The sequence below is a fragment of the Novosphingobium sp. genome, from assembly GCF_031424035.1.
In the GTDB taxonomy this organism is placed as follows: Bacteria; Pseudomonadota; Alphaproteobacteria; order Sphingomonadales; family Sphingomonadaceae; genus Novosphingobium.
The window spans coordinates 1-26,121 of the sequence record NZ_JANPGP010000140.1 but is presented as its reverse complement, the minus strand read 5'-3'; the positions used below and the strand labels follow the sequence as shown (position 1 = coordinate 26,121).

Genomic DNA, 26,121 nt, shown 5'->3' with positions numbered 1-26,121 from the left:
CACGGGAGCTGCGCCATGTCGGCAATGGAAATCGAAACCACGGCTGAGGGCGCGCTTGTTCCGGTGGCTTCGTTCAAAGACAAGGCGTTCAACCTGTTGCCACCCCTAATGGTGGCTGCGGTCCTGCTGTTCTGGTCGCAGGCTCCGCAGGCGGTGCTCGATAGCGAGTGGACACTGACCATTACGTCGCCGCTGATCATGCTGATCGTGCTGGGCCTTGAACAGGTTCACGAGCGACACGCGGGCTGGCGGATGAACCGGCAGGAGTTCTTCACCGACCTGTTCTATGTCGTGCTCAGCGCAACGGTGATTTCGTGGCTGACGGTGCGGCTGGCGGAAAACCCGCTGCTGGCCGCCAAGGCCTCGCTTGGCATTGCTACCCCGTCAATCACGCAGCTGCCGTGGCTGGTGCAGGCGCTGATGGTCTTCACGATCATCGAATTCGGCCAGTACTGGATGCACCGGCTGATGCACAACTGGACGCCGTTCTGGCTGACTCATGCGCCGCATCATCACATTACCCAGCTCAATGCCGCCAAGGGCGCGGTGGGCAATCCGATCGAGCTGTTCCTGATCAGCCTCAGCGTGATTGCCCTGCTCGATTTTGACAAGACCGCGATGTTCGCCGCCTTCAACCTCGGCGGCGTGGTTTCCACCTTCGCCCATGCCAATGTCCGGGCGAACCCGCCGATCTGGTACTCGTTCTTCCTCACCACGATCCGCCACCACAGCCTGCACCATTCGGTCGCATACGAGAACACCCGCTGCAATTACGGCAATTCGCTGATCCTGCTCGACCGGATCTTCGGAACCTACCGCGAAGGCGAGGGCATCGAGGTTGGGCAGGACGATCGGCGGCGGCTTTCCATCCTGGAGCAGACCCTGTTCCCGTTCCAGCCGCTGATCGACCGTTACAAGGCGCGGCGGGCGCAGGCATCGGACGCTGCACCGGCATGATGGCGCGCTGCTCCGCACGGGTCAGCGCCGCACGCAGCGCCCTCTCGCGCGGGGATCTCCAGTCGACTCACCGTTTCGCCGCCACGCTGGTCGCGGACTATCCCGAAGAACCAGAAGGCCATTTCCTGCTCGGCATCGCTGAATCGGGCGCGGGTCGTTTCAAGGCCGGTATCGAACACGTGGGCCGCGCCGTCGCCATTGCTCCGAGGGGCGAGTATCAGGCCCAGCTCGCCAAGCTGTTCACACTCGTCCGCCGCGAAGGCGATGCTGCCGATACCATGCGCGCGGCCGAGCGGACGCCGCCGAGCGATGCCCTCAGCCGGGACACCATGGGCTGCGTCTATGCGCGGCTGGGTGATCACGCCGCCGCCCTGCCGCACTTCGAAGAGGCCGTGCGCCTTGTCCCGCAAAGCGCCGAGTACCGCTACAACCTGGCGACGACACTGAACTTCCTGGGCCGGGTCGACGATGCGGAAGAGGCGCTCGAAGCCCTGCTCGCGCTGTTTCCCGGCGATGCCCGCGCGCATCACCTGTTGGCGAGCCTGCGCAAGCAGACGCCGGACCGCAATCATACGCAGCGGCTGGCGGCGGCAATTGGCAAGGCGGCCCCCGGAAATGCAAAGCTGTTGCTCGGCTATGCCCTGGCCAAGGAGCTTGAGGACATTGGCGAGGCTGACGCCGCGCTGGACCGGCTTTGCACCGCCAACGCCGAACACCGCCGTTCGCTCCCATACAGCTTCGCCCGCGATGCGGCGGCCTTCGATGCCATCGAACAAAGCTGGCCGGCGCTGGCGAATGCTCCAGTGGCCAAACCATCCGCCGAAGCGCCGATCTTCATCATCGGCATGCCGCGCACCGGCACGACGCTGGTCGATCGCATCCTCTCCTCGCACCCCGATGTAGAGAGCGCCGGCGAATTGCAGGCCATGCCGCTCGCGGTGAAAATGGCGTCGGGAACGCGCAGCCGGACCGTGCTCGATCCCGAGACGATTGCCGCCGCCGCCGCCTGCGACATGGGCGATATTGGCCGCGCCTATCTGGCCCGCGCGCAGCACCTGCGCCGCAATGCCAAGCCGCGCTTTACTGACAAGTTTCCCGGCAATTTCCAGTACGCCGGGTTCATCGCCAAGGCGCTCCCCGCCGCGCGCATCGTCTGCCTGCGCCGCAGCCCGATGGACACGGTGCTGAGCAACTTCCGCAATCTCTTTGCCGTCAGTTCGCGGTACTACGACTACAGCTACGACCTGCTCGACATCGCCGCCTATTACGTCCGTTTCGACCGGTTGATGGCCACCTGGCGCGAGGCCTTTCCCGAGCGGTTGCTGGAAGTGCGCTACGAGGATCTGGTGGCAGATCAGGAAGGCCAGACGCGCCGGCTGCTCGCCCATTGCGGGCTGGGCTGGTCGGATGACTGCCTGCAATTCCACACCAACAGCGCCCCGGTTTCCACCCCCAGCGCGTCGCAGGTTCGGCGGCCGATCTATGCCGATTCCGTCGCCCGCTGGAAGCGCCACGCGGCGGTGCTCGAACCCGTCCGCGCATTTTTCGAACAGGCCGGGATTCCGGTCGAATGAAAGGAAAGCCGATGCCTCTCCCCGGATTCCTCGCCCGTTCCGCGCTGCCGGTGATCGCCATTATCGCCGGTGGAATGGCCGCTCCCGCACTCGCCGCTTCGGCTCCCACGACAAAGGTGGTCTCCTGCGCGGCGGGCAACTGCCTGGTGATCTGGGGCAGCCGCGAACGAGGCTCCGAAACCGTGTTGATCAATGGCCATGCCGTATCGGTGCAGGGCAACCGCAACTGGAAGGTCAGCCTGCCGGTCGCCCAGATCCGCGATTGGTCGCAGCGATATGCCCGCACCATCGAGGTTTCGACGATTGATGCGATGGGGGTCGTGCAGACTTCAGCAGAGGCGCGTTTGCCAATCGGCCTGCTGGGCGGAACGACCAATCTGGCCCTGCTCGAAGTCCGGGTGAAGTAATAACCAAGTCTGACGTAAGTAATAATATTCCAATATTGTGTTATCTATTGAAAGTTTCATCGACCCACTCTATGTGAGGGGCAGTCGCCGAAGAGCGATGCCCCATTCCATTCACAGGAGATGATGATGAAAATCGGCCTCGTGGCTTTCGCCACTCTCGCACTCGCGACCTCGGCTTCTGCCGCAACCACCACCGACAATCCGCTCGCCCAGGACTCGGCTGTCCTCAGCCTCAAGGGCATTGATCTCGGCACCGCCGATGGTCAGCAGCGCCTCGCCATCCGCATGGACGAAGCCGCCCGTGCCGTTTGCGGTGACCGTCTTGCCGGCGTCCACCTTTCGCTCGAAGCCAAGTCTGCCGCTTGCCGTGCCGGCGTGGTTGCCGATGTGCGCTCGCAGGTTGAAGCCCGGCTTGCCAAGGCATCGGGCGCTTCGGCAGTCCGTCTGGCTGCCCGCTAAGCGATTGAATTTCCGCGCGGTGCGCTGGCACCGCGCGGAAGATTCACTTGGCGATCTTTGCCGGCGCCGGCCACCAGGTGATGGTGTGCACGTCATGCGCCGAAGTCCAGATCCCCGCCGAGGTATAGCGCAGCGCCCCGCTGCCTTCCGGCTTTCCGAGCCGTGCGACAGTCGTCATGCGCTTGGGATCGATGACCACGAAGGTCTGCTCTTCGGTCGTCCGCACCCAGACCTTGCCGCCGCCAGTATCGATGTCCCCGTACTTGAGAACTTCGCCGACCTTGGCCCGGCCCGTCACCTCACCGCTGCGCGGATCGACGCGCGCTACTGTGCCGTCGCCCTGTTCCTGAACCCAGACGCCGCCGACGCCGGCGGCAAGAAAGCCCGGCGTCTTGCCCAGCGCCGTCCGCTTGGTCACCGAATTGGTCTTGGGATCGATCCGCTGCACCGACTGCTGGTTGCTGCTGACCGCCCATAGCGCCCCGAAGCCATAGGCCAGATACCAGGTGCCGGAATCGACCTTCACGGTGGCCACGACCGTGTTGGTCTTGGGATCGATGCGCGAAACCAAGCCGGCATCGTCGCTGGCGATCCAGATCGATCCCGCTCCGGAAACGACATTCAGCTCACCCGCGCGGTTGGCGATCCCGGTGGGGATGGCGGCGAGGCGCTTGCCGGTTTTTGATTCGATGCGGATCACCGCATTGTCCTTGCAATCGGCGACCCACAGCGATTTCTGGAACACGGTCATCGCCCCGCAGGCCCGCGTCATCGCCGATTCCGCCAGCTTGCCTTCGCGCGACCAACGCTCCACCTTGGTGCGGTTGGTGACCCAGATCGACTTGCCGTCGACCGCGATGAAATCGGCGAAGCCGGGCACCGGAATGACCTGCTCGGGTGGCGCGTCGGCGGCGGCAGCATGCGCCGTGCCGCCGCCCAGAAGGGCTGCTGCCAACATGATATGTGACTTGGACATGCCAGTTCCTTCCTAGCTGATGTCAGCGATATAGGCGCGCCAGCCACCAAGGCTGGTGATGTCCCGCGCGCCATCGAGCGCGCGCGGTTCAGCGACGAAGCCCTTGACGCTGGTGCCATCGGACAAGGTCACCGTGCCGATCGCCAGCGGCGGCGGCACCTCGACCACGAAGCTGCCGAATTCGGCCACGCCCAGCTCGTACACCTCGACCTTGATCGCCGCACCTTCTGCGGAATGAACCAGCGCCGGCTTGGGCGGCACGCTGTCCGCGATGGCATAGAGCCGGTAATCGGGCGCAGTTTCAAAGGCGCCGACGAACTTCGCATCGCGTGAGGTCAGCTGCCAGTGCAGCGGCATGCCCTCCAGATGCGCTCCGACAACGGCGAGTTTCACGGTCTGCATTTTGCCCTCCAGGTCCAGCGGCGGTAGTGACGGAAGCTGCGCGCCTGCAAGATAGGCCTCGGCCGCATCGAGCAACGCAAGGTCGGTGTCCGCTGGCCCGATCAGCGTGATACCAAAGCCCGTGCCATTGGCGCGGATCCCGGCGGGGACGGCGACGGCGGCCATGTCGAGCAGGTTCACGAAGTTGGTGTAGAGGCCAAAGGCGCTATTGAGCGCGACCGGCGCAGCGTGGAGTTCGGCGACGCGGTAAGTGGTGCCGGTGGTCGGGAAGGCCAGCAGGTCGACCGCCGCCCACTGCTCGTCGGCGTGGCGTTTCAGTTCGGCCATGCGGTAAATGCCGTTGAACAGGTCGACCGCGCTCATCGCCAGACCCGGTTCGACCACTTCGCGCACGGTCGGATCGATCGCCCCCGGATTGTTGGCGAGAAGGTCCGCCAGAGCTGCCGTACGTTCTGCCACCCATGGGCCGCCGTAAAGCAACTGTGCCGCCTCAAGCAGCGGCGCCAGATCGATCTCGACGATCTCGGCGTCCCGCCCAAGCGTCTCAAGCGCCCGGTCATAGAGATATTCGGACTCAAGATCGCCGAACCACACGCGCTGCCCGCGCCGGGGTACACCGATCTTTTTGCGGCCGAGCGGCTTGTCCGCCAGCGGCTTGGAATAGGGATCGGCCCGGTCATAGCCGGCGATCACGCTGTCAATCAGGCGCGCGCCGGCCAGATCGTCGGTAAACACCGTGATGCAATCGATCGTGCGGCAGGCGGGCAGCAAGCCGCGCGTCGACCAGCGCCCCTTGGTGGGCTTGAGACCGATGAGGTGCTGGAAAGCAGCTGGCACGCGGCCCGATCCTGCCGTGTCCGTCCCCAGGGCAAAGGCCACCAGACCTGCCGACACGGCGACCGACGATCCCGAACTCGATCCGCCGCTGACATAGGCAAGGTTATAGGCATTGCGCGGCGCACCGTGCGGGCTGCGCGTGCCGTTGAGGCCGGTGGCGAACTGATCGAGGTTGGTCTTGCCGATGCAGATAGCGCCCGCATCGAGCAGGCGTTCGATGACTGCTGCGGATTCCTCCGGCTGGAATGCGAAGGCCGGGCAGGCCGCGGTGGTTTCCATACCGGCAACGTCGATATTGTCCTTCACCGCAAACGGCACCCCCGCAAGCGGCAGGACTTCGCCCGCTGCCATCCGCGCATCGACCGCGCGCGCTGCGGCGAGGATCTGTTCCGGTGCGGGCCGGCTGATCCAGACCTGCGGCTGGACGGGATCATAGGCCGCCAGCCGCGCCAGCGTGTCCTGCGCCACTTCGGCGGCGCTGACGGTGCCCGAATTCACCCCCGCTGCAATTGCGGATACACTCCGCCGGGAAAGCAGGTCGCGCACCGAACCGCTCATGGGTGCCTCCGCAAGGCCATCATCGGCGCGCCGGGCTGCACCGCCTGACGCTCCTTGAGGTAGAGCGCGGCCACCGTGCCACTGCCGGGACTTTCCACAGCACATTCCATTTTCATCGCCTCGATCACTGCAATGACATCCCCGGCCTCGACCTCGTCGCCCTCGGCCACCATCAGCTTCCACACGCTGCCGCCGAACGGCGCCTCGACCAGGTCCGCGCCGTCGGGAACTTCGATCGCCGCCACTTCCGGAACATCGGCTTCGACCAGCGCGCTGACCCGGTCGAACTCGCCGCGCCGCTGCCATTCGGCGCGTTCCTCGTCGAAAGCGGACTGCCGCCGGGATTCGAATTCGCTGATGTCCCCGGCATTGGCGGCGAGGAAGGCGCGGTATTCCGAAAGGCGGAATTCCGACTCTTCGATCCGCAGCGAGCGCCGCCCGTTGGGCAGGTCGCGGTGCCAGTCGGCCAGTTCCTCGGCGCTGACCGGATAGAACCTGATCTGGTCAAAAAAGCGCAGCAGCCACGGCTTGCCCTCGATGAAGGCGTCGGTCTGGCGGTGGGTGTTCCACACCGGGACCGTGCGGCCGAACAGCTGGTAACCGCCCGGTCCCTCCATGCCGTAAATGCACATATAGGCCCCGCCGATGCCCACGACATTGGGCGGCGTCCAGGTGCGCGCGGGGTTGTACTTGGTGGTCACCAGCCGGTGCCGGGGATCGACCGGAGTGGCCACCGGTGCGCCCAGATAGACATCACCCAGACCGAGCACGAGGTAGTTCGCCTCGAAGATCAGGTTCTCCACGGCATCGGCATCGGGCAGGCCGTTTATGCGGCGGATGAACTCGATATTGTCCGGGCACCAAGGCGCGTCATCGCGCACCGCGCTCATGTATTTCTCGATCGTCTCGACCGTCGCGGGATCGCGCCAGCTGAGCGGCAGATGGACCACGCGCGAGGGGATCGAGAAGTCGCCAAGGTCGCCCAGCCGCTCCTCGCAGGCGATCAGCGCGGCCAGCGCCGCCTTCTGGTCAAGGCTGGTTCCATCGAAATGCAGCTGCAGCGAACGGATGCCGGGGACCACGTCGATCACCCCGGGCAGGGCCAGCCGTTCCAGTTCGCACATCAGGGCATGGGCGCGAATCCGCAGCTCGATATCGAGCACGATCGGACCATATTCGACAAGGATGTTGCGATCGCCCTGCTGGCGATAGACCACCGCCGGCCGCCCGCCACCTGCCGGCGTTTCGGCAAGGATCGGCGAGAGGATTTCAATCGGCCGCGCCGGGCCTTCGGAGTGCGCCGTGCCTTCGCTGACCAGTTGTTGCTGGAGTATGTGGGCCAGCGCGGCATCGCCGGCACCCACCGGCACGAAGCGCAGGGTGTCACCCGGGACCAGCTGACCGATCTTCCAGCGATCCGCCGCGATGACCACGAAGGGGCAGACAAAGCCGCCCAGCGAGGGGCCGTCCGGGCCGAGGATGATCGGCATGTCCCCGGTGAAATCGACTGCGCCGATGGCATAGGGATTGTCGTGGATGTTCGACGGATGCAACCCCGCCTCGCCGCCATCCTTGCGGGCCCAGTGCGGCTTCGGGCCGATCAGCCGCACGCCGGTGCGGTTGCTGTTGTAATGCACCTGCCAGTTGGCCGAGACGAGGGCCTCGATATCGCCATCGGTGAAGAAATCGGGCGCACCGTGCGGGCCATAGAGGACGCGCAGGGTCCACTCGTTCGACAGCTTGGGCAGGGCCGCGACGGGCAGGGCCTCGCCTGGAACCTCATCACCAAGGTGCAGCGTATCGCCGGCCAGCAACCGCCGCGCCGCGTGGCCGCCGAACTTGCCGAGCTCAAACGTGCTGCAGCTGCCGAGATAGGGCGCGATATCGAGCCCGCCGGCGAACAGGATATAGCCGCGAATGCCGCCGCCGCCCGCGCGGCCAAGGGCAAGCGTCTGTCCGGCGGCGATGTCGAGCGCCTGTCCGGACGGCACCCGGGAGCCGTCCAGGGTCGCGCCGAAATCTGCCCCGGTCAGGCAAATGCGTGCCGGCGCGTTGAACAAGAGCGTCGGTCCGGAAATGGTGACTTCAAGCCCGACCGTGCCCTCGGGATTGCCGAGCAGGCGGTTGCCGATGCGGAACGACTGGTCGTCCATCGGGCCAGAGGGCGGGACGCCGACGGCCCAATAGTTCTGCCGCCCCGGCCAGTCCTGTACCGTGGTCGCGGTCCCGCCGGCAATCACGCGGACGCTGCGGGGGGCATAGGCAATCGCTGCGAGCGACTGGGTCGAAACCTCGCCGCTGACGAAGGCGTGCGAGCGCACGACCTCGCGCAGCCAGCGCAGGTTGGTCTCGATGCCATCGACGCGGGCGTGGTCCAGCGCGGTCTGCATCGCCGCTACCGCTGCATCGCGTGTCGAGGCATGGACGATCAGCTTGGCCAGCATCGGATCGTACCACGCAGAAACCGTGCTTCCGGCCATGCACCACGTCTCGACCCGCATATTGGCCGGGAATTCGACGCGCGTCAGCGTGCCCGTCGTCGGGCGATAGTCGAGCGCAGGGTCCTCGGCGTAAAGGCGTACCTGGACCGAATGACCCTTTGGCGCCGGCAGCGGAGCGTCCAAGAAGGCAAAGTCGCCCGCGCCGCCCCGGATCATCCATTCGACCAGATCGATGCCGAGAATTTCCTCGGTGACGCCGTGCTCGACCTGCAGCCGGGTGTTCATTTCGAGGAAGAAGAACTCCTCGCGCTCGGCATCGTAGAGAAATTCGACAGTTCCGGCAGAGCGGTAATTCGCCGCCTGTCCCAGCCGGGTCGCGGCGGCGATCAGCTGGTCGCGGACACTTGCGGGCAGCAGCGGGGCGGGGGCCTCTTCGACCACCTTCTGGTTGCGCCGCTGGAGCGAGCAGTCGCGCTCGGCCAGCGGCATGATCCGCCCGGCGCCGTCACCGAAGATCTGCACCTCGATATGGCGCGCGCGGCGGATGTAGCGTTCCAGGAAGATGCCGGCATCGCCGAAGTTGTTCTGCCCGAGCCGGGCGACGGCGGCAAAGCCCTCGCGCACCGCCGCCTCGTCTTCGCAGATCCGCATGCCAATGCCGCCGCCGCCGGCGGTTGCCTTCAGCATGACAGGGAAACCGATGTCCCGCGCGGCGGTCACGGCTTCGTCTTCGCCGGTCAGCAGGTCGGTGCCGGGGGCCAGCGGCACGCCTTGGGCAGCGGCGAGCGCGCGGGCGGTGTGCTTCAGCCCGAAGGTGCGGATGTTGTCCGGCGTCGGCCCGATAAAGACAATTCCGGCCGCAGCGCAGGCGAGGGCGAAGTCGACATTCTCGGCCAGGAAGCCATAGCCCGGGTGGATGGCCCCTGCCCCGGTAGCGCGGGCCGCTTCGAGAATTGCGGCTACGTTGAGATAGCTTTCTGCCGCCGGTGCCGGGCCGATGCAAACCGCCTCATCCGCCTCGGATACATGCAGCGAGCCTTCATCGGCCTCGGAATAGACCGCAACCGAACGCAGGCCCATGCGCCGCAGGGTGCGAATGATCCGAGTTGCAATCGCCCCCCGGTTCGCAATCAGGACCGTGTCGAAGCTCATCCGGCAACGATCATGCGGACGGGCGTGGGGTTGAAGGCGTTGCAGGGATTGTTGATCTGCGGGCAGTTCGAAACGACGACAATGACGTCCATCTCGGCCTTGAGATCGACCGTCAGCCCGGGCGCGGAAATGCCGTCGACGATGCCCAGCGAACCGTCGGCCTCAACCGGCACGTTCATGAAGAAGTTGATGTTCGACACCATGTCGCGCTTGCCGCGCCCTTCGGCAAGGTTGGCCTCAAGGAAGTTCTCGACGCAGGCGTGCTGCGCCTTGGTGTGATGGCCATAGCGCAGGGTGTTGGACTCGCAGGAGCAAGCGCCGCCGATGGTATCATGATATTCGACCGAGGTTGCCGCGATCGTCATCATCGCGCGGCCCTCGTTTGATCGCAGGACCGTGCCCTGGCGCAGGAACAGGTTGCCCTGCGCGGCCACGGTATCCTGCGCGCTATAGCGCTCGGCATCGTCAGCGGCGCTGTAGAGCAGGAAATCGACGGCCTGATTGCCCTCCAGATCGACGATACGCAGCGTCTGTCCGGCGGCGACATGGTGCAGCCACGGCGCGCGGGCGGGCACGGTCACGTCGTGCCGGATCGTGCCGGTCAGACCAGAGAGGTGGGGATCGACGCTCATGCGGCCCTGTTCCTTGTTAACGGCGGTAATAGTCGTCGACGTTCTCGAAGGCGCGCAGGCCTTCGGGCGTCGCAGTGCGGATGGCGTCGTCTGCTGGCGTGGCCAGCCCGCGCCACGCCGTTGCGCGCAGCGGGGTTACGGTCCAATCCTCGCGAGGATCGAGCACGTGCGGGCAGTTGGCGATCACCACGATCACGTCCATCTCGGCGCGCAGGATCACGCTGCGGCCCGGCTCGTACGGCCCGACCAGCGGCGTGATTGTGCCGTCCGCTTGGATCCGCGTGCCCTTGAACAGGGTGACGCAGGGGTGGACGTCGCGGCGCGTCAGTCCGTGCTTGGCCGCGCCCAGCAGCAGGCGATCGCGTCCATTGGGATGCGGCCCGCTGTTCGATCCATCGCCATATTTCGCGCCGTTGCTGGCCGCGTTCGAGGCGCCGCAAAAGGTGTCGTGGGTGCCGGCGCCATCCTCGGTGATCGACATCAGCACCCGGCCCATGTCGGACAGCAGCAGCTTGCCCGCGCCAAGATAGGCGTTCCACTGGATCTTGACCGTATCAGCGACATTGAGCCGTTCAGTCGGCATCTCGGCATTGAACAGCAGGATCGAAGCGCAGGCATCGCCTTGCACGTCGATCAGCCGCAGCTGCGCGCCGCGGGCCAGCCGGCGGGTGGCATACCCGCCTGCCGCGATGGTCTCTTCCCACAGCAGATCGGCTGGCGAGACTCCCGCCGGCAAGTCATCTGCGCTCGGCGGCAGGACCGGCATGGCCTCGACCACGGTTCCGGCCATGCGCCGCGCGTGATCGCGGGCCGCCAGCGGATTGGCGAGCGCTTCGCTCATGCCGCGGCTCCCTTTTTCGTGCCGTCCTGTTCGTAAAGCGGCGGCAGGAGGGCGGTGGTGGTGACCAGTTGCAGCTGGTGCACGCCGCGCACCCGGCGCAGCGCGTCGCACAGTTCCTTGAGCAAGGACGCCGGCCCCTGAACTAGCAAAACCTCAAGCGACTGGTCGTCCTCAAGGAAGACGTGCTGCGAGGAAATGACTTCCCGAAGGTAGTCGGCCTGGGTCTGGGCCAGCTGATGGCGCACCCGGCCGCGATCGCCGCGATAGACGATGGTGATCGTGCCGGCGAGCATCTCGTCAGGCCGCGTATAGGCTTCGTGTTCGGCCAGCGCATGTCGGATCAGTTCGGCAATCAGCTGCGAGCGCGACGGCAGGCCGCGCTCCTCGACCATCATGTCGAGCTGCCGGAACAGTTCGCCCGGCAAGCTCATGCTGAGTCTGGCGAGACTGGTTGTTTCGCTCATGCGCCAATCCTCTCTTCAATTTTCGTTGTATCTTCGGCCGTTTGGCCCGCGCCGTTCCGGCGCAGCGGCAGGTCATAGACGGCGGTCGCGCCAAAGCGGTGCGGCGCGTGCGGATCGTGCCGCCGCTTGTCGAGCGCGAGCACCCGGGTGCCGAGGCCGAACGCTTCCTGGATGTCGTGCGTGACCATGATGACGGTCAGCGCATATTCCTGCCACAGCCGGCGGATCAGCACGTGCATGTCTGCCCGGATGCCGGGATCGAGCGCGCCGAATGGTTCATCGAGCAGAAGGATGCGCGGGCGCTTGATCAGCGCCTGCGCGATCGCCAGCCGCTGCTGCATGCCGCCCGACATCTGCGCGGGGTGGATGTGCAGACTGTCGCCCAGGCCAACGGCTTCGAGCATGGCGGCGGCCTCGGCCTCCGCGGCGCGGCGGGCAGGGCCGAACAGCCGGGCCAGCAGCGGTGCCTTTTCGCATTCGAGCCCGAACACCGTGTTGCGCAGGACGTTCAGGTGCGGAAACACCGAATAGCGCTGGAATACCACGCCCCGGTCTGGTCCGCACTCGGGTGCCAGCGGCTCTCCATCCAGCAGGATGGTCCCGCGCGTCGGCGCTTCCTGACCAAGGATGATGCGCAGCAGGCTGGACTTGCCGGCGCCCGATGGCCCGATGATCGACACGAAGGATCCCGCTTCGACATCGAGGTCCATCTGTTCGAGCACGACCTTGTCGCCGTATTCGACCCAGACGTTCTGGAGGGAAAGCAGCGCGCTCATCGGCCAGTCTCGCTCATCGACCTGCCTCGTGCGCCCAGGCAAACATGCGGCGGCTGAGCGCCAGCAGGGCTACGTCCATGATGATCGCCAGCAAGGCAATCCACGCGACGTAGGGGATGATCACGTCCATCGACAAATAGCGGCGGACGAGGAAGATCCGGTAGCCAAGCCCGATGTCGGAGGCGATCGCCTCGGCCGAGATCAGGAACACCCATGCCGGACCAAGCGCCAGCCGCATTGCGTGGAGCAGGCGCGGCATGGCCTGCGGCAAGGCAACTCGGATGATGATTTGCCACGAATTTGCGCCCAGCGTCTGCGCCTTGACGATCTGTTCGCGCGGCAGGGCGGCGACGTGGGCCATGATGTCGCGGACCATGACCGGGGTGATGCCGATGACGATCAGCGCGATTTTTGCCGTCTCGCCCAGGCCCAGCGCGATGAACAGGATCGGCAGCAGGGCGATCGGCGGGATGACGGCAATGCCGGTCACCAGCGGGCTGAAGGTCGCGCGCACGGTTGGCAGGACGCCGAGGACAAGGCCGACAACCAGCGCGGTCAGCGTCGCAATGCCGAGCCCGATGCCGAGCCGGTAAAGGCTCGCCCCGGTATCCGCCCAGAACAGCAGCTTGCCGCTCAGCTGGTCAGGCACGAAAAGCAGTGAGGACATGGCCTGAGCCATGGCGCCGGGGAGCGGCAGGATCTTGTCGGCGGGATTGATGGCATGGCGCTGCGCCGCGAAGAACAGGTACAGCAGCACCAGCAACAGGATCGGCAACGCCCCGAGCAGGATGCCTTCCCCTCGTCGGACCTGGCGGTTTACCCAGCGCATACCGTCATCGTGCCTTGGTCAGAGTTCGCGTCAGGATCGCTCAGAGCTTGCCGTCTGCGGCGAGCTTCATGAAATTCTCGTCGAAGCGCAGCGTGACTTTCGCCGGATCGCCGAGGGTCTTGCCCCCCGGGAACGACATGCCGACCGCATCGGCGCTCGCGGCACCCTTGAACAGGCCCTTGGTGAAGCTGAAATCGCGCACCAGCTTCATGTTCTGCATCAGCGCGGGCGCGGTGGTAGCCGCCACAGCTGCCTTGGGATCGGCATAGAGGAATGTCGTCGCCAGCTGGCTGTCAAAATCCTCGGGCGTGGAGCCGGCCAGCTTGGCCATGGCGGCCCGCGCCGCCTTGCCCTGCGCATCCTGCCGCTGCATCAGCGCGACGGTTTCATACCAGATGCCGGCGAGGGCCTTGCCAAGATTCGGATTGGCCTTGAGCGTGGCGGTATCGACGACCAGCAGATCAAGGATTTCGCCGGGAATCTGGGCCGAGCTGAAGACCTCCTTCACGCCGGGGCCGGCCTTCATTACAGAAAGCTGCGGGTTCCATGCCACCGCCGCTTTCGCATCGGGGCTGGAAAAGGCGCCAACGATATCGGCGTCCGACGTGTTGATCGTCTTGACGTCAGCCGGTTGCAGGCCCGCCTTTTCAAGGCCGCGCGCCAGCAGGTAATGCGAGACGGAAAGCTCGACGAGATAGACTGACTGGCCCTTGATCGCGCTGAGGCCGCCCGCGCCTTTGAGCAGGATACCGTCGTTGCCGTTGGAATAATCGCCGACGATGATCGCGCTGGTGTCCTTGCCGCCGGCCGCCGGGATGGTCAGCGCATCCATGTTGGCAAGGGTCACGCCGTCGAACTTGCCGGCCGTGTACTGGTTGACCGATTCAACGTAGTCATTGACCTGCACGATGTTGATCTTGATGCCGTATTTGTCGGCCCACTTCTTCACGATCCCGGATTGCTGGGCATAGGGCCACGGCATCCATCCGGCATAGATCGACCAACCGATGTTGAACTCGGTCTTGGGCTCTGTCGGAGCCTGCGCCGAAGGGGAACACGAAGCGAGCGCGAGCGCCCCGGCCATCAGCGCCATTCCACTCGTCCTGGCGATCAGCTTGCCAAATTTCGTGATCATGATTCGATCCCCTTTCGCACTGCAGCATCACCCCGATCAAATCGCTTGTCCATCCCAAATATTACCTTTTGAATATCTCGTAATATTTTTTTCGAGCAGCTGTCTCGGCCACGAAAACGTCCAGTTCGATGGTCAAAAGCAGCGTGGCTGATGAGGTGTCTGGCTCAAAATCGAGCTTTTACTGACCGGATCGGCAATCAGCCCCACTGGGCGAATCGGGTTGCGATTCGAAATTTATCGCGATTTCGGGGGTCGCAGCAAACGCGGCTCAGCACGAATTCGCATCCGCTATGACAAGTAGCGAAACTTGAAAAAGCACGAATTTGTGCACTGCAGCACGATTTTGAATCATACTGAGCAGGTGCGGAATTATTACGCTTGACGCATTCCGTAATATCCATACCTTGATCGTCGTCGCTCGATGAAGCGGCGAAACGAAGGGAAGCATATGCCGGCGCTCGCTGGCCGATAATGAGGGTTTCGTGGATCGTAGGCTGACCACCCGTTATGCCGCCAACGGCACCGCACCGGCAATCGCCGGTGGTGCCCGTCTGGCGAATCGGCTGGCCTTTCCACGGCACAATTCCAGACTGCATGAACCGTTTGGGGCCGTTCAACACGGCTTCCCCAACCACACCATACCGAAGACGACGACAATCAGAACGACCGACAAGGTGCCGGCCTAACCAAAGGGCCAGAGCGTCAACGGGGGGGATGTCACTTCAGGAAAGGCTCAAACCTCTTGGGGCCGGAGTGACCTATGAAACTTGTTCGCCACACTTTGCTTTGCGCAACCATGCTGATGGGCATGGGCACGACGCAGGCTTTTGCACAGACGGCTCCGGCTGAAGACACCGCGACCGAAGTCAGCGATGACGATGCGATTGTCGTAACCGCGACGCGCCGCGAGACATCGTTGCAGGACGCACCGATCAACATCAGCGCGGTCAGTTCAGAAGATATCGAGAAGCAGCGCATCGACGACGTCAAGGGACTCGCGGCCTTCACGCCCGGCCTGACCGTCACCGATACCGGTCCCAAATCGACCGGTACGATCATCATGCGCGGCATCTCGTCCGCCGATACCAGCACGGTCGGTTCGAACTTCGATAACGCGGTCGGCGTCTACATGGGCGAAGTGCCGCTTTACCTCGATTTCAAGCTGCTCGACATCAGCCGCGTCGAAGTCCTTCAGGGCCCGCAAGGCACACTTTATGGCCTCGGAACGCTGGCTGGTGCGGTGCGCTACATGCCCAATCGCCCCAATTCGAGCGACTGGTCGATTGCCGCGCATATGCGCATGTTCGCCGAATCCGAAAGCTCGGATCCCGGCGTCAACGCCGACGCCACGATCAATATTCCGATCATTGCGGATCACATCGCGCTGCGATCAACCGTCGGCTATTACGACAATCCGGGCTTCATCGATTACAACTACCTGCTGAAGACCCCCGGCATTTCCAACCCGCAGCCGGTGCGCGGCACCACCGCAGCCCAGGGCGGCTTCGGCACGCAGGCTCAGCGCGACGCCAACTTCTATTCCAAGAAGGATCTCAACTACGAGCGCACCTTCACCACGCGCAACCAGCTGCTGCTGGAGCTCAATCCCGACTACAAGATCTACCTGACTTACGCGCATCAGCAGACCAAGACCGAAGGCGGCCAGTCGACCCAGGCGGGCGTGCTCGGTTCGGGGCCGTATGAATCGACCAAGCGCTATACTGAACCCACCAAGCGCGTTTCGGACCTGATGGCTGTCGAAACCAACTTCAACTTCGGCTTTGCCCAGCTCGTCGCCACGGCGGCCTGGACCAAGCAGAGATCGACCAACAAGGGCGACAACACCGACCTGCTGCTCGACCTCGACTATGGTTACGAAGCGTTCCCGACGTTTTCCTCGTTCAACCAGTCGGTCAACGAATACCGCCAGTTCAACGGCGAGGTGCGCCTCGTTTCAACCCACGGCGGGCCGCTCAGCTGGGTGATCGGCGGGTTCTACAACAACCTGCGCCGCAACCAGAACTACCAGGAATATACACCCGGAATGGCCAACTTCTTCGGCGTCTTCCGCCCGGATGACCTCGAATACATTTCCTTCGTCAACACCAAGCTGAAGGAAAAGGCAGCTTACGGCGAAGCGACGTTCGAAATTTCGGACAAGTGGCAAGTCACCGGCGGCCTGCGTTACTTCAAGTACGATGCCTTTGCCGAAGGCGGCACCGATACGCCGCTGACCGGCGGCGGCCGCCGGCGCACGCCCTATCCGCTGATCCAGTTTGACCCGAGCCGCATCAAGTCAGGCTCGACCGCGGCCGATGGCATGGTGTGGAAGGCCAACACCTCGTACAAGTTCAGCGACGACCTGATGACCTACTTCACCTACAGCACCGGCTACCGCACCGGCAACGTCAACCGCGTTGCCCCCTGCATCCTGCCGCTGCCCGCCGGTCAGAATGTCTGTGCCTTGCCCAACGAACTAGCCTATGATCCGGACAAGACGCGCAATATGGAGCTGGGTGTCCGTGCCTCGGTTCTCGACAAGCGCCTGCAGCTCACTGCCTCGGTCTTCCATATCGACTGGACCGGGCTGCAGCTGCCTTCGCAAACGGTCAACGGCGCTGTAGGTATCACGGTCAACGCCAACGATGCCGTGTCGCAAGGCTTCGAGTTCACGGCCCGGGCGAAGATCACTTCGAACCTCAAGTTCCAGGCGACCTACTCTTACACCGATGCCCATCTGGTTCAGGACGCCCCGAACATCGTGTCGGATTCGACCCAGCCAGACGGCAAGGCCGATGCCTTCAAGGGAGACCGCCTGCCAGGTTCGACCAAGCATTCGGCGAGCGCGCAGATCTCGTACACCCAGCCGCTCAGCGATAGCACCGACATCGAGGCGACCTGGGCGACGACCTATACGGGCGACATCTACTCGCGCGTTGGTCTGCGCGGTAATGGCGAAGTGATCCCCGGATACACAACCCACCGGGCATCGCTGACCTACCACGGTGAACACTTCGACCTTGGCCTCTATGCCGACAACATCTTCAACAAGTACGCGATCACCTCGATCGGCAACGACCGCAGTTCGTACAACGTGGTCCGCACTGGCGTGGTCGAACGCTATTACGCCACCGGCATCCTGACGCCGCGCCGCGTCGGTGTCGATTTCCGCTTCCGTTACTGACGAGACCTGCCGACTAAGGGGCCTGCCTGGGTGCAGGCCCCTTCCTTTTGAAGGAAAGACGCAACCATGGTGGCATTCATTCCGGCGCGGTTCCGATTGAGTGCCACAAGCGCCATGTTGCGTGCGACCGCAGCCCTATTTCTCCTCGCCCCGGTTGCCGCCCATGCCGCGCCGCCGCTGTTTGCAGAGAGGTGGATCGCCGGCACTCTCGATCAGGAACCGGTCACGCAGGTCCAGGCGCTGGACGCGGACACGTTCGTCATCCGCCAATCGATCAAGACCAATTTCGAAGCACCCTTTCTTTATCTGCTGTTCGGGCGCGATAAGGCGCTGCTGATCGATTCCGGCGCCAAGGATGGCCAGATCCGGCCAACCGTCGACCGCTTGATCGCGGGCTGGCTGGCGGCGCGCGGGCGCAAGTCCATCCCGCTTGTCGTCGCGCACAGCCACAGCCACGGCGATCACGTTGCCGGCGATGCCGCATTCCGCGAGCGGGCAGACACGACTGTTGTCGGCCTCAAGCCGGCGGAGGTCGCCAGCTTCTTCGCCATCCAGAAATGGCCGGACGAGATCGCCAAATTCGATCTTGGTGGCCGCGCGCTGAGCATCATCCCCACGCCGGGGCACCAGTCAGCAGCGATCATGGTCTATGATCCCCGGCTGAAGATCCTGTTGTCGGGCGATACGCTCTATCCGGGCCGGCTTTATGTCCCGGTCAATTTCATGGCTGACAATCGCGCCAGCATTGATCGCCTCGCCCGGTTTGCCGCAAGGCGCCCGGTCCGCTGGGCGCTTGGGGCGCACATCGAGATGACCAGCACGCCCGGCAAGGATTATGGGCACGAAGCGCCCAGCCATCTGGACGAACATGCGCTGGAATTGCCCGGAGCCGCCATCGGCCATCTGCGGGCAGGCCTGAAAGCGCCGCTGGACAAGCCGGATGTCCCGCTGGTCCTTGCCGACTTCATCATCATGCCGGTTGCACCACGCCTTCAATAGCTATTCTGCGACCCTCCAATGAGCCCGCGCGACACCCGAATTATCTTGCCGGGGGTTGGAACAATTCGAAAGCAGGTGCATTGCAACCGGGTCCGGCACCTGCCGGACAGCGCCGTTGGCGCTCGAAAGCGAAGACCGGCGGGCTGAATGACTTTGGGGCACACCCGGCTGTTAGCAATCTCGCTGCTTGCAGGCGCTACGCAGATTGCCATTCCAGCGGCTGCTCAAACGCGGCCCGCTCCTGCCGGAACCCAAACCGTTCCCTCGCCCCCGCCCGGCGCCAATTTGCCGGTAATCGAGCCGATTGTCCCCGATGCCGAGTTCGAAAAGGCGATTCCCGCCATTTCGCCCGACGACGACCCCGAGCTTTCCCGCCCGCTGGAATCGATCGACGAGTTCGAGCGGCGACTGGCTGCCCAGCAGCCCGGCGAAACGAACCCTGCATCCACCACGATTACCGACCCCGCCGCCGAGGCAGAAACGCCTGCGCCGGCTCCAATCGGCAGCGCGCCCGTCCGCGATGCCGAATTGGCCGCGCCGCTGCCGCCGCTCGAAACCTTCAAGGTCGAGCCGGCCACCTTTGCCGAGCCTGAAAAAGACACGCGCGATGTGGAAGTCGCCTATCTGGTTCAGGTCAACGGCCTTGGCGATGCTGCCGAGGCCGATGGGCTGGAGGGCAGGTTCAATGATGCCTCGGCGCTGAAGGGCGGCAAGGGCAAGGCGGCCAATGCCGCGCAGGTTTCGAGCCGCGCCGGGGAGGACATCGTCCTCCTGAAAAAGCTGCTCGCCGCCGAGGGCTGGATGGACAGCCGCGTCATCAGCCGGATCGAACAGCCGCAGGCCGAAGCCGGAAAGCCGCTGACGGTGGTATTCGACGTGGTGCCGGGCAAGCGCTTCGCGTTTACCAGCGTTGAGATCGATGCCGCGCCGACTATCCCTGCCACGCTCATCCGCGACAATCTGGCCCTGCAGGTGGGCGAACCGGTGATCGCCGAACGCGTGCTGGGGGCAGAGGCAAAGGTGGCGCTGGCCTTGCCCGAGAATGGCTATCCCTTCGCCTCGGTCGGCCAGCGCGATGTGTTGCTCGATCAGGACACCGGCGGGGCGGACTATACCCTGCCAGTCGCAGTCGGGCCGCGGGGCAGCTTCGGGGCGATCGTCAGCAGCGGCAAGGAGGCCTTTGGTGCCGACCATGTCGAAGTGCTCGCCCGCTTCAAGCCCGGCGAACTTTACGACAGTCGCAAGGTAGATGACCTGCGTCAGGCCTTGATCGCCACCGGCCTGTTCCGCTCCATCGGCGTCGAGCCGAAGGGCACCGGAAAGCCCGGACCGGACGGCACCGAAGTCGTCGATCTGGCAGTCCAGCAGGAAGCCGGCCCGCCGCGCGTGATCGCTGCCAGCGCCGGTTACAACACGGGTGAGGGCTTCCGCATCGAAGGCAGCTGGACCCACCGCAACCTGTTCCCGCCCGAAGGCGCGCTGATCGTCAGCGGGGTGGCGGGTACGCAGGAACAGGGCGCCGGCGTGACCTTCCGCCGTTCGAACGCGGGCAAGCGCGATCGCAGTTTCGAACTGGGGCTGGACCTCAACCATTCGAGTTACGACGCGTTCTCCGCCTATACCGGGCGGCTTGCTGCGCGGGTCAGCTATGATTCCACCCCGCTGTGGCAGAAGCGGCTGACCTATGCCTATGGCGCGCAGATCATCGGCACGAACGAGAGCGTCTATGATGTGACGCTCGGCGCGCGGGAGCGGCGGACCTATGCGATTGCCGGGCTGACGGGGCAGATCGGCCTCGACACCACTGACAGCCTGCTCGACCCGAAAGAGGGCTTTCGCGTGACCGCGCTGGTCGAGCCCGAAGGGTCGCTGCAACGCGGGTTTTCGCCCTATGCGCGGGTTCAACTGGATGGCTCGGCCTATTACCCGGTTGGCAAGAACCTGGTCGTGGCAGGCCGGATGCGCGTCGCTTCGATCCAGGGGGTTGACCTCGATGACCTCGCGCCATCGCGCCGGCTCTTTGCGGGCGGCGGCGGATCAGTGCGCGGTTTTGCCTATCAGCAACTCGGACCGCTCGATCCGGCGGGCGACCCCACCGGCGGGCGCAGCCTGAACGAGGCGGCGTTCGAAGTGCGTTACCGTTTCGGCGATTACGGCGTGGTGGCCTTTGCCGATGTCGGTCAGTCCTATGCGACCTCGCTTCCCGACTTCTCCAACCTTCGCGCCGGCGTCGGGCTGGGGGCGCGGCTCTATACCAATTTCGGGCCGATGCGCGTCGATCTGGCAACCCCGCTGGCTCGGCGACCGGGTGAGGGCTGGCTTAATGTCTATGTCTCGATCGGGCAGGCCTTCTGATGGAAGCTGAAGCGCCGCCCCTGCCTGAGCCTCTTCCTCAGGACGCGCCTTCGCCTACGCGCCGGCCAATCCTGCGACGGGCTGTGCGCTGGGCGGCGGCTGGTCTTGCTGCCATCGTCCTGCTGGCCGCCGCGCTGGTGGTCTGGGTGAACAGCGGGCCTGGGCGCGATTATGTCGCCCGGCAGATTTCGGGCACGACCTTCGCCAATGGCCTGCGGATCAGCGTCGGCCGGATCGAGGGATCGCTTTATGGCAAGGCGCGGCTGGTCGATGTCGTGGCCTATGACACCCGCGGCGCCTTCCTGCGCGCGCCGGTGATCGAGGTCGATTGGCAGCCCCTCGACTACCTGAAAAATCACGTGAACCTGCGCTCGGCCAGCGCCGCCGAAGTGGTGCTGATGCGGGTGCCGGCGTTCAAGCCCTCGACCAGCGCCGGGCCGCTGCTGCCCGATCTCGATATCGACATCGGCGCGCTGCGGATTGACCGGCTGGTCTCCGAAGCCGCCGTCTCGGGCGAGCGGCGCGAACTGAGGCTGACCGGAAACGCCCGGATCGCCGATCGCCGCGCGCGGCTGACCGCGCAGGCGGTGACCATCGCCGCGCCTGGCGGGCTTGCGGGCGACCGGCTCGACCTTGCACTGGATGCCGTGCCCGAGGCGAACCGGCTGGCACTGAAGCTGTCGCTCGATGCACCGAAAGGCGGCGTGATCGGCGCGCTTGCCGGCATTGGCGAGAGCCTGTCGCTGAAGCTCGACGGAGCGGGCGACTGGGCCGCGTGGAACGGCGCGTTCAATGCCGATCTGGCCGGGAAGCCATTCGCTCGCCTCGCCCTGAGCGCGCGCGATGGGACGTTTGCGGTCAAAGGCCCGGCGGAACTTGGCCGACTGCTGGGCGGAGTGCCGGCAGTCCTGCTCGACGCCACGACCCAGATGGACCTGACCGCAAAGCTTGACCAGCGCCGCGCCGCTTTGTCGGGTTCGCTGCGTTCGGCGGCGCTGTCGATCACGCCCAACGGTGTCGCCGATTTCACCGACAACAGCTTCGATGATCTCAAGCTCGATGTCCTGCTGATGCGCCCCGCCGCGCTGGCGCCCAACCTTTCGGGCCGCGCGTTGCGAGCAGAACTGACGCTGAACGAGGCTTTCGCCCGTCCCAAGGTGGATTACCGGCTGCAAGCGGGGCAGCTCACCATCAGCAATGTCGTGCTGAATGGTCTCGACGCGAGCGGGACGGCGCGGATCGACGGGCGGCAGGCAATGGTGCCCGTTGCCGCGCGAGTCGCCCGGATCGAGGGACTGGACGCGGTGGCGAGCGGCAGGCTCGATAACGTCCGGCTCGACGGCGACCTCGCCTTTGACGGCACGCGCATCCTGTCTGACAACATGAAAATCCGCTCCGACCGGATCGATGCCAAGGCGGTGCTTCTGGCCGATACCGCGCGCGGGCTGTATACCGGGGCCTTCGAAGGCCGCATCAACCGTTATGTCGTCGATAGCGTCGGCACCTTCGCGGTCAGCACCACGGCAGACCTCAAGCGCACGGGGCAGGGCTTTGTGCTGACCGGCACAGTACGCGCGCGGTCTACCAGTCTGGTCAATCCGGCAGTGCGCGATTTTCTCGGCGGAAATGCCTCGGGATCGAGCCAGCTGCTCTATGGACCTGATGGCATTGTCCGCTTCTCGCGCCTGCGGGTTTCGGCGCCGGAATTGCAGGTCTTCGATGGCCGGGGCACCTATGCACCGGGCGGCGCGATCAATCTCACCGCCTCGGGCCGCTCGGTCCGCTATGGCCCGCTGGCGGTCGAATTGACCGGAACGCTCGACAAACCGCGCGCCATTCTGCTCGCCGGTAGTCCCGGCTTCGGCATCGGCCTGGCGGGCGTGCGCGCCGAGATCATCGGCAACCAGGGCGGTTACCGCTTCAACGCCACCGGCAGCACCGACTACGGACCGCTGACCGCCGACGTTACCCTGTTGCAGGGCAAGCGGCTGGCGCTGCTGGTCAACCGCGGCGATCTGGCGGGCATCGGCTTCACTGGCCGCGCGGAACGCAGTGCGGCGGGGCCGTTCACCGGCACGTTCAATGCCGAGGGCCGGGGCCTGACCGGCATCATCCGGCTCGCCCCCGCAGGCCGCTATCAGGAAGCGCTGGTCAACTTGCGGGCGAAAGACACGGTCCTGCCCGGTCCCGCCAATCTCGCGGTCGGCGCGGCCATCGTCGATGCCCGCGTGGTGCTTTATGACCGGCCGCTGGTGGTCGCCGACGTGCAACTTGCGCAGACCCGCATCCGCAGCCTGAACCTTGCCGCCGCGCGCGCGCAGGTGAATTATCAGGACGGGCGGGGACAGGCGAAATTCCTGATCGAAGGCACCAGCGGCGTGCCGTTCCGCCTTGCCGGCAATGCCGACCTCCAGCCCAGCCTGTGGCGCGTTGCGCTGGATGGACGGGTGCGCGGTACCTCGGTGCGTACCGCCAGCCCGGCGCGGATCGTGCCGTCGAAGGCGGGTTACGAACTGCTGCCCAGCCGCTTCGATTTCGGCAGCGGATCGGTGCGGCTGGCCGGCAAATACGGCACCGGTCTGACGATCGAGAGCCGCATGGACCGCTTCGACATGGCCCGGCTCAATGCCTTCTATCCCGGCTACAACATCGGCGGGAAAGCCACCGGCAGCCTCGATTTCGCCCAGGCCAATCCCGGTGCCTTCCCGCGCGCTGATGCGCGGCTGTCGATCGACGGTTTCACGCGCACGACATCAACCATGGTCAGCCAGCCGGTCGACGTCAATTTCGTCGGCACCCTGCATGCCGATGGCGGTGAAGGACGCGCGGTGATCCGCCGGCGGGGCACCGTGATCGGCCGGCTCAATGCCTCGCTGAGCCCGCTGGGTCCCGGTGCGGGCGGCTGGGTTTCTCGCGTGACGGCTGCCCCGCTGGGCGGCGGCATCCGTTACAATGGTCCAGCGGAAACGCTGTGGTCCTTTGTCGGACAATCGGGGCAGAGCCTGTCAGGCCCGATCGCCGTGGGCGCGGACTTTTCCGGCCGCCTGCGCGAGCCGCTACTGCGCGGGATCGTGCGCGGCGAAGGGCTGACTTACGAGAACAGCACCTATGGCACGCGGCTTTCCAGTATGGTGCTTGATGGCCGCTTTGCCGGCGACCGGCTTGAGGTGGACCGGCTCGAAGCGGCTGCCGGAGCAGGCAAGCTTTCGGGCAAGGGCTATCTCAGTCTTGCCGCGGATGCCGGCTATCCGATGGACATGGCCTTCGATCTCGACAACGCGCAGATCGCCCGCGGCTCTGCGCTCTCTTCATCCGCCACGGGCAAGCTGCGGCTGAGCAAGAGCGCCGGGGAGACGGCGCTGGTTTCGGGCCGGCTGGCGCTGTCGGAAACCCGCTATGAACTGGTGCGGCAGGGATCGGCCGAGGTGCCTGAACTAAGCGGCGTGCGCTTCAAACCGCCGCGCGGCCGGCTGCGGGTCACCGGCAATGAACCGGCTCCCCCCGCTGGCAGTCCCTTCGCTGCCCTGCGGCTCGACATAGCGCTGTCCACGCCCAACCAGCTGTTCGTCACAGGCATGGGTCTGGACAGCGAATGGGGCGCGGACCTGCGGGTGCGGGGCACCAATGCGGCGCCGCTGGTCACGGGCGACATCACCCTTGTGCGCGGCAATCTGGGCTTTGCCGGACGCCAGTTCGACCTGCAGGAAGGGCGACTGCTCTACACCGGCGGGCCGCTTGGCGATCCGCAGATCGTGCTGTCGGCCAGCGAGGACATTGATGATGTTGCGGTTACCGTCAACGTGGGCGGGCGGGCGCTCAATCCGCAGATTACCTTCAGTTCCAGCCCTGCCCTGCCGGGGGACGAGGTGCTGTCGCGTATCCTGTTTGGCAGCTCGCTGGGGCAGCTTTCTCCGCTGCAGGGACTGCAACTGGCCGCGTCGCTCAGCAGCCTTCGCGGCGGGGGCGGCGGGCTCAACCCGCTGGGCAAGCTGCGCGCAGCGACCGGCATTTCGCGCCTGCGCATTCTGTCCGCCGATGAAAAGACCGGTCGCGGCACGGCCATTGCCGCCGGGCGCTACATTTCGAACAACGTCTATCTCGAACTGATCACCGACGCGCGCGGCTTTACCGCGACGCAGATCGAGGTAAGCCTGAGCAAGGCCCTGTCGCTGCTCAGCCAGGCCGGCGGTTCGGGAGGAACGAACGTGAACTTGCGCTATCGCAAGCGGTATTGAGATGCGGCTCGCTTGTGCCTTCGCCGTGTTGCTCGCCCTTGCGGGTTGCAAGCAGGAACCATCGTTCGACGAACGCTTTGATGCCGCTCAGAAAAAGCTTGAGGCCAAGACCAAGGCTATCGATGCGGAATTGTCGGTAGCGGCCAGCGAAGGGGCCGCGGCTCAGGCGATCGAATCTGGCAGTCCGGCGGCGACAAACTAGCCCCGCTCAGGCCTGCAGGAAGCTTTGCACCATGCGCGGCTTGTCAGCCTTGTGGCCGGTGAAAATCTCGAAAGCGCGGGCGGCCTGACCGACGACCATGCCGCTGCCGTTCAGTGTCTGGCAGCCTTTCTCGCGCGCGATCCGCAGTAGTTCGGTTTCCAGCGGGAAATAGACGATGTCGGCAACCCAGTGCCGGCTTTCGAGTAGCGCCGGGTCGATTGCCGGGTGTGGATGGGCGGCCATGCCCATCGGTGTCGAGTTGACTATGCCGGTGACGGTTTCCGTTTGCACGTCCTGAATACGCCGCGCGGATACCGTGGCGGCACCATGGCTTGCTTCCAGCCGCCGGGCCAGTGCCTCGGCGCGCGGCAGGTCTAGGTCGGCGATCACCAGTTCGCGCGTGCCGAGCGAAAGCAGCGCGCTGGCCACGGCGGCTCCGGCCCCGCCAGCACCCAGTTGCAGCACCTTGCCAAGGTCCGCGTCGGGCATGCCTTCGGCCAGGCTTTCCTGAAAGCCGGTCTTGTCGGTGTTATAGCCCACCAGCCGCCCGCCGCGCATGGCGACGGTGTTCACCGCGCCGACACTGCGGGCGCAGTCGGCCAGTTCATCGAGCAGGCCGATGACCGCCTGCTTGAAGGGATAAGTGATGTTGACCCCGCTGAACCCTTCACCGGCAAGGCGGCGCAGCAGGGGGCCAAGCGCGGCA

Annotated in this window: 20 protein-coding genes; 9 read left to right on the top strand and 11 right to left on the bottom strand. The window is 65.1% G+C overall.

From position 1 onward, the window contains the following. Nucleotides 1–15: 15 nt before the first annotated feature. From RMO89_RS19275 to RMO89_RS19260, 4 genes are all read left to right on the top strand, one after another. The gene (locus RMO89_RS19275) at nt 16–957 is read left to right on the top strand and encodes a sterol desaturase family protein (RefSeq protein WP_310535208.1); all 942 of its coding nucleotides are present in this window, start codon (nt 16–18) and stop codon (nt 955–957) included. Further along, nucleotides 954–2,531, top strand: a complete 1,578-nt coding sequence (locus RMO89_RS19270) for a sulfotransferase (protein WP_310535207.1) — start codon at nt 954–956, stop codon at nt 2,529–2,531. The genes RMO89_RS19275 and RMO89_RS19270 overlap by 4 nt, the downstream gene beginning before the upstream one ends. Before the next feature lie 11 nt (nt 2,532–2,542). Then, nucleotides 2,543–2,938 carry a hypothetical protein gene (locus RMO89_RS19265; protein ID WP_310535206.1) on the top strand — a complete coding sequence of 132 codons (396 nt, stop codon included), beginning with the start codon at nt 2,543–2,545 and terminating at the stop codon, nt 2,936–2,938. A 126-nt stretch (nt 2,939–3,064) separates the two neighbouring features. After that, nucleotides 3,065–3,397 carry a UrcA family protein gene (locus tag RMO89_RS19260; protein ID WP_310535205.1) on the top strand — a complete coding sequence of 111 codons (333 nt, stop codon included), beginning with the start codon at nt 3,065–3,067 and terminating at the stop codon, nt 3,395–3,397. 43 nt (nt 3,398–3,440) lie between these two features. On the opposite strand, the gene RMO89_RS19255 is transcribed toward RMO89_RS19260, so the two are convergent. From RMO89_RS19255 to RMO89_RS19210, 10 genes are all read right to left on the bottom strand, one after another. Then, the gene (locus RMO89_RS19255; RefSeq protein ID WP_310535204.1) at nt 3,441–4,373 is read right to left on the bottom strand and encodes a DUF6923 family protein; all 933 of its coding nucleotides are present in this window, start codon (nt 4,371–4,373) and stop codon (nt 3,441–3,443) included. Nucleotides 4,374–4,385: 12 nt separating this feature from the next. Beyond that, nucleotides 4,386–6,170 carry an allophanate hydrolase gene (atzF, locus tag RMO89_RS19250; protein WP_310535203.1) on the bottom strand — a complete coding sequence of 595 codons (1,785 nt, stop codon included), beginning with the start codon at nt 6,168–6,170 and terminating at the stop codon, nt 4,386–4,388. Further along, nucleotides 6,167–9,763 (bottom strand): urea carboxylase, encoded by a 3,597-nt coding sequence (uca, locus tag RMO89_RS19245; RefSeq protein ID WP_310535202.1) that lies wholly within the window; start codon nt 9,761–9,763, stop codon nt 6,167–6,169. The genes atzF and uca overlap by 4 nt, the downstream gene beginning before the upstream one ends. Further along, on the bottom strand, nt 9,760–10,395 hold the full coding sequence (locus tag RMO89_RS19240; protein ID WP_310535201.1) for an urea amidolyase associated protein UAAP2: 636 nt from the start codon (nt 10,393–10,395) through the stop codon (nt 9,760–9,762). Before RMO89_RS19240 ends, uca begins: the two co-directional genes overlap by 4 nt. 16 nt (nt 10,396–10,411) lie before the next feature. Further along, nucleotides 10,412–11,236, bottom strand: coding sequence for an urea amidolyase associated protein UAAP1 (locus RMO89_RS19235; RefSeq protein WP_310535200.1), 825 nt, complete (start codon nt 11,234–11,236; stop codon nt 10,412–10,414). Further along, a complete protein-coding gene (locus tag RMO89_RS19230; RefSeq protein ID WP_310535199.1) occupies nt 11,233–11,700 on the bottom strand; it encodes a CopG family ribbon-helix-helix protein in 468 nt (155 codons plus the stop codon). The genes RMO89_RS19235 and RMO89_RS19230 overlap by 4 nt, the downstream gene beginning before the upstream one ends. Beyond that, a complete protein-coding gene (locus RMO89_RS19225) occupies nt 11,697–12,476 on the bottom strand; it encodes an ATP-binding cassette domain-containing protein (RefSeq protein ID WP_310535197.1) in 780 nt (259 codons plus the stop codon). Before RMO89_RS19225 ends, RMO89_RS19230 begins: the two co-directional genes overlap by 4 nt. A 13-nt stretch (nt 12,477–12,489) precedes the next feature. After that, nucleotides 12,490–13,305, bottom strand: coding sequence for an ABC transporter permease (locus RMO89_RS19220; RefSeq protein ID WP_310535194.1), 816 nt, complete (start codon nt 13,303–13,305; stop codon nt 12,490–12,492). A 40-nt stretch (nt 13,306–13,345) separates the two neighbouring features. Continuing rightward, nucleotides 13,346–14,440: a putative urea ABC transporter substrate-binding protein gene (locus RMO89_RS19215; protein ID WP_310535193.1), complete on the bottom strand. Its 1,095-nt coding sequence runs from the start codon at nt 14,438–14,440 to the stop codon at nt 13,346–13,348. Between the two features lie 197 nt (nt 14,441–14,637). After that, nucleotides 14,638–15,057, bottom strand: a complete 420-nt coding sequence (locus RMO89_RS19210) for a hypothetical protein (protein ID WP_310535192.1) — start codon at nt 15,055–15,057, stop codon at nt 14,638–14,640. A 143-nt stretch (nt 15,058–15,200) separates the two neighbouring features. On the opposite strand from RMO89_RS19210, the gene RMO89_RS19205 reads away from it, so the two are divergent. The 5 genes from RMO89_RS19205 to RMO89_RS19185 all read left to right on the top strand — a co-directional run bounded on the left by RMO89_RS19205 (nt 15,201) and on the right by RMO89_RS19185 (nt 25,415). Continuing rightward, nucleotides 15,201–17,624, top strand: coding sequence for a TonB-dependent receptor (locus RMO89_RS19205; protein WP_310535191.1), 2,424 nt, complete (start codon nt 15,201–15,203; stop codon nt 17,622–17,624). Nucleotides 17,625–17,738: 114 nt separating this feature from the next. Continuing rightward, nucleotides 17,739–18,623 carry an MBL fold metallo-hydrolase gene (locus tag RMO89_RS19200; RefSeq protein WP_310535189.1) on the top strand — a complete coding sequence of 295 codons (885 nt, stop codon included), beginning with the start codon at nt 17,739–17,741 and terminating at the stop codon, nt 18,621–18,623. A 147-nt stretch (nt 18,624–18,770) separates the two neighbouring features. Further along, nucleotides 18,771–20,978: a BamA/TamA family outer membrane protein gene (locus RMO89_RS19195; RefSeq protein WP_310535187.1), complete on the top strand. Its 2,208-nt coding sequence runs from the start codon at nt 18,771–18,773 to the stop codon at nt 20,976–20,978. Continuing rightward, the gene (locus RMO89_RS19190; protein ID WP_310535186.1) at nt 20,978–25,213 is read left to right on the top strand and encodes a translocation/assembly module TamB domain-containing protein; all 4,236 of its coding nucleotides are present in this window, start codon (nt 20,978–20,980) and stop codon (nt 25,211–25,213) included. The genes RMO89_RS19195 and RMO89_RS19190 overlap by 1 nt, the downstream gene beginning before the upstream one ends. Before the next feature lie 25 nt (nt 25,214–25,238). Next, the gene (locus tag RMO89_RS19185) at nt 25,239–25,415 is read left to right on the top strand and encodes a hypothetical protein (RefSeq protein ID WP_310535185.1); all 177 of its coding nucleotides are present in this window, start codon (nt 25,239–25,241) and stop codon (nt 25,413–25,415) included. 6 nt (nt 25,416–25,421) lie between these two features. Here RMO89_RS19185 and RMO89_RS19180 read toward each other — a convergent pair. Continuing rightward, nucleotides 25,422–26,121: shikimate dehydrogenase (locus RMO89_RS19180; protein ID WP_310535182.1), on the bottom strand; the 700-nt coding region annotated here is incomplete at its 5' end.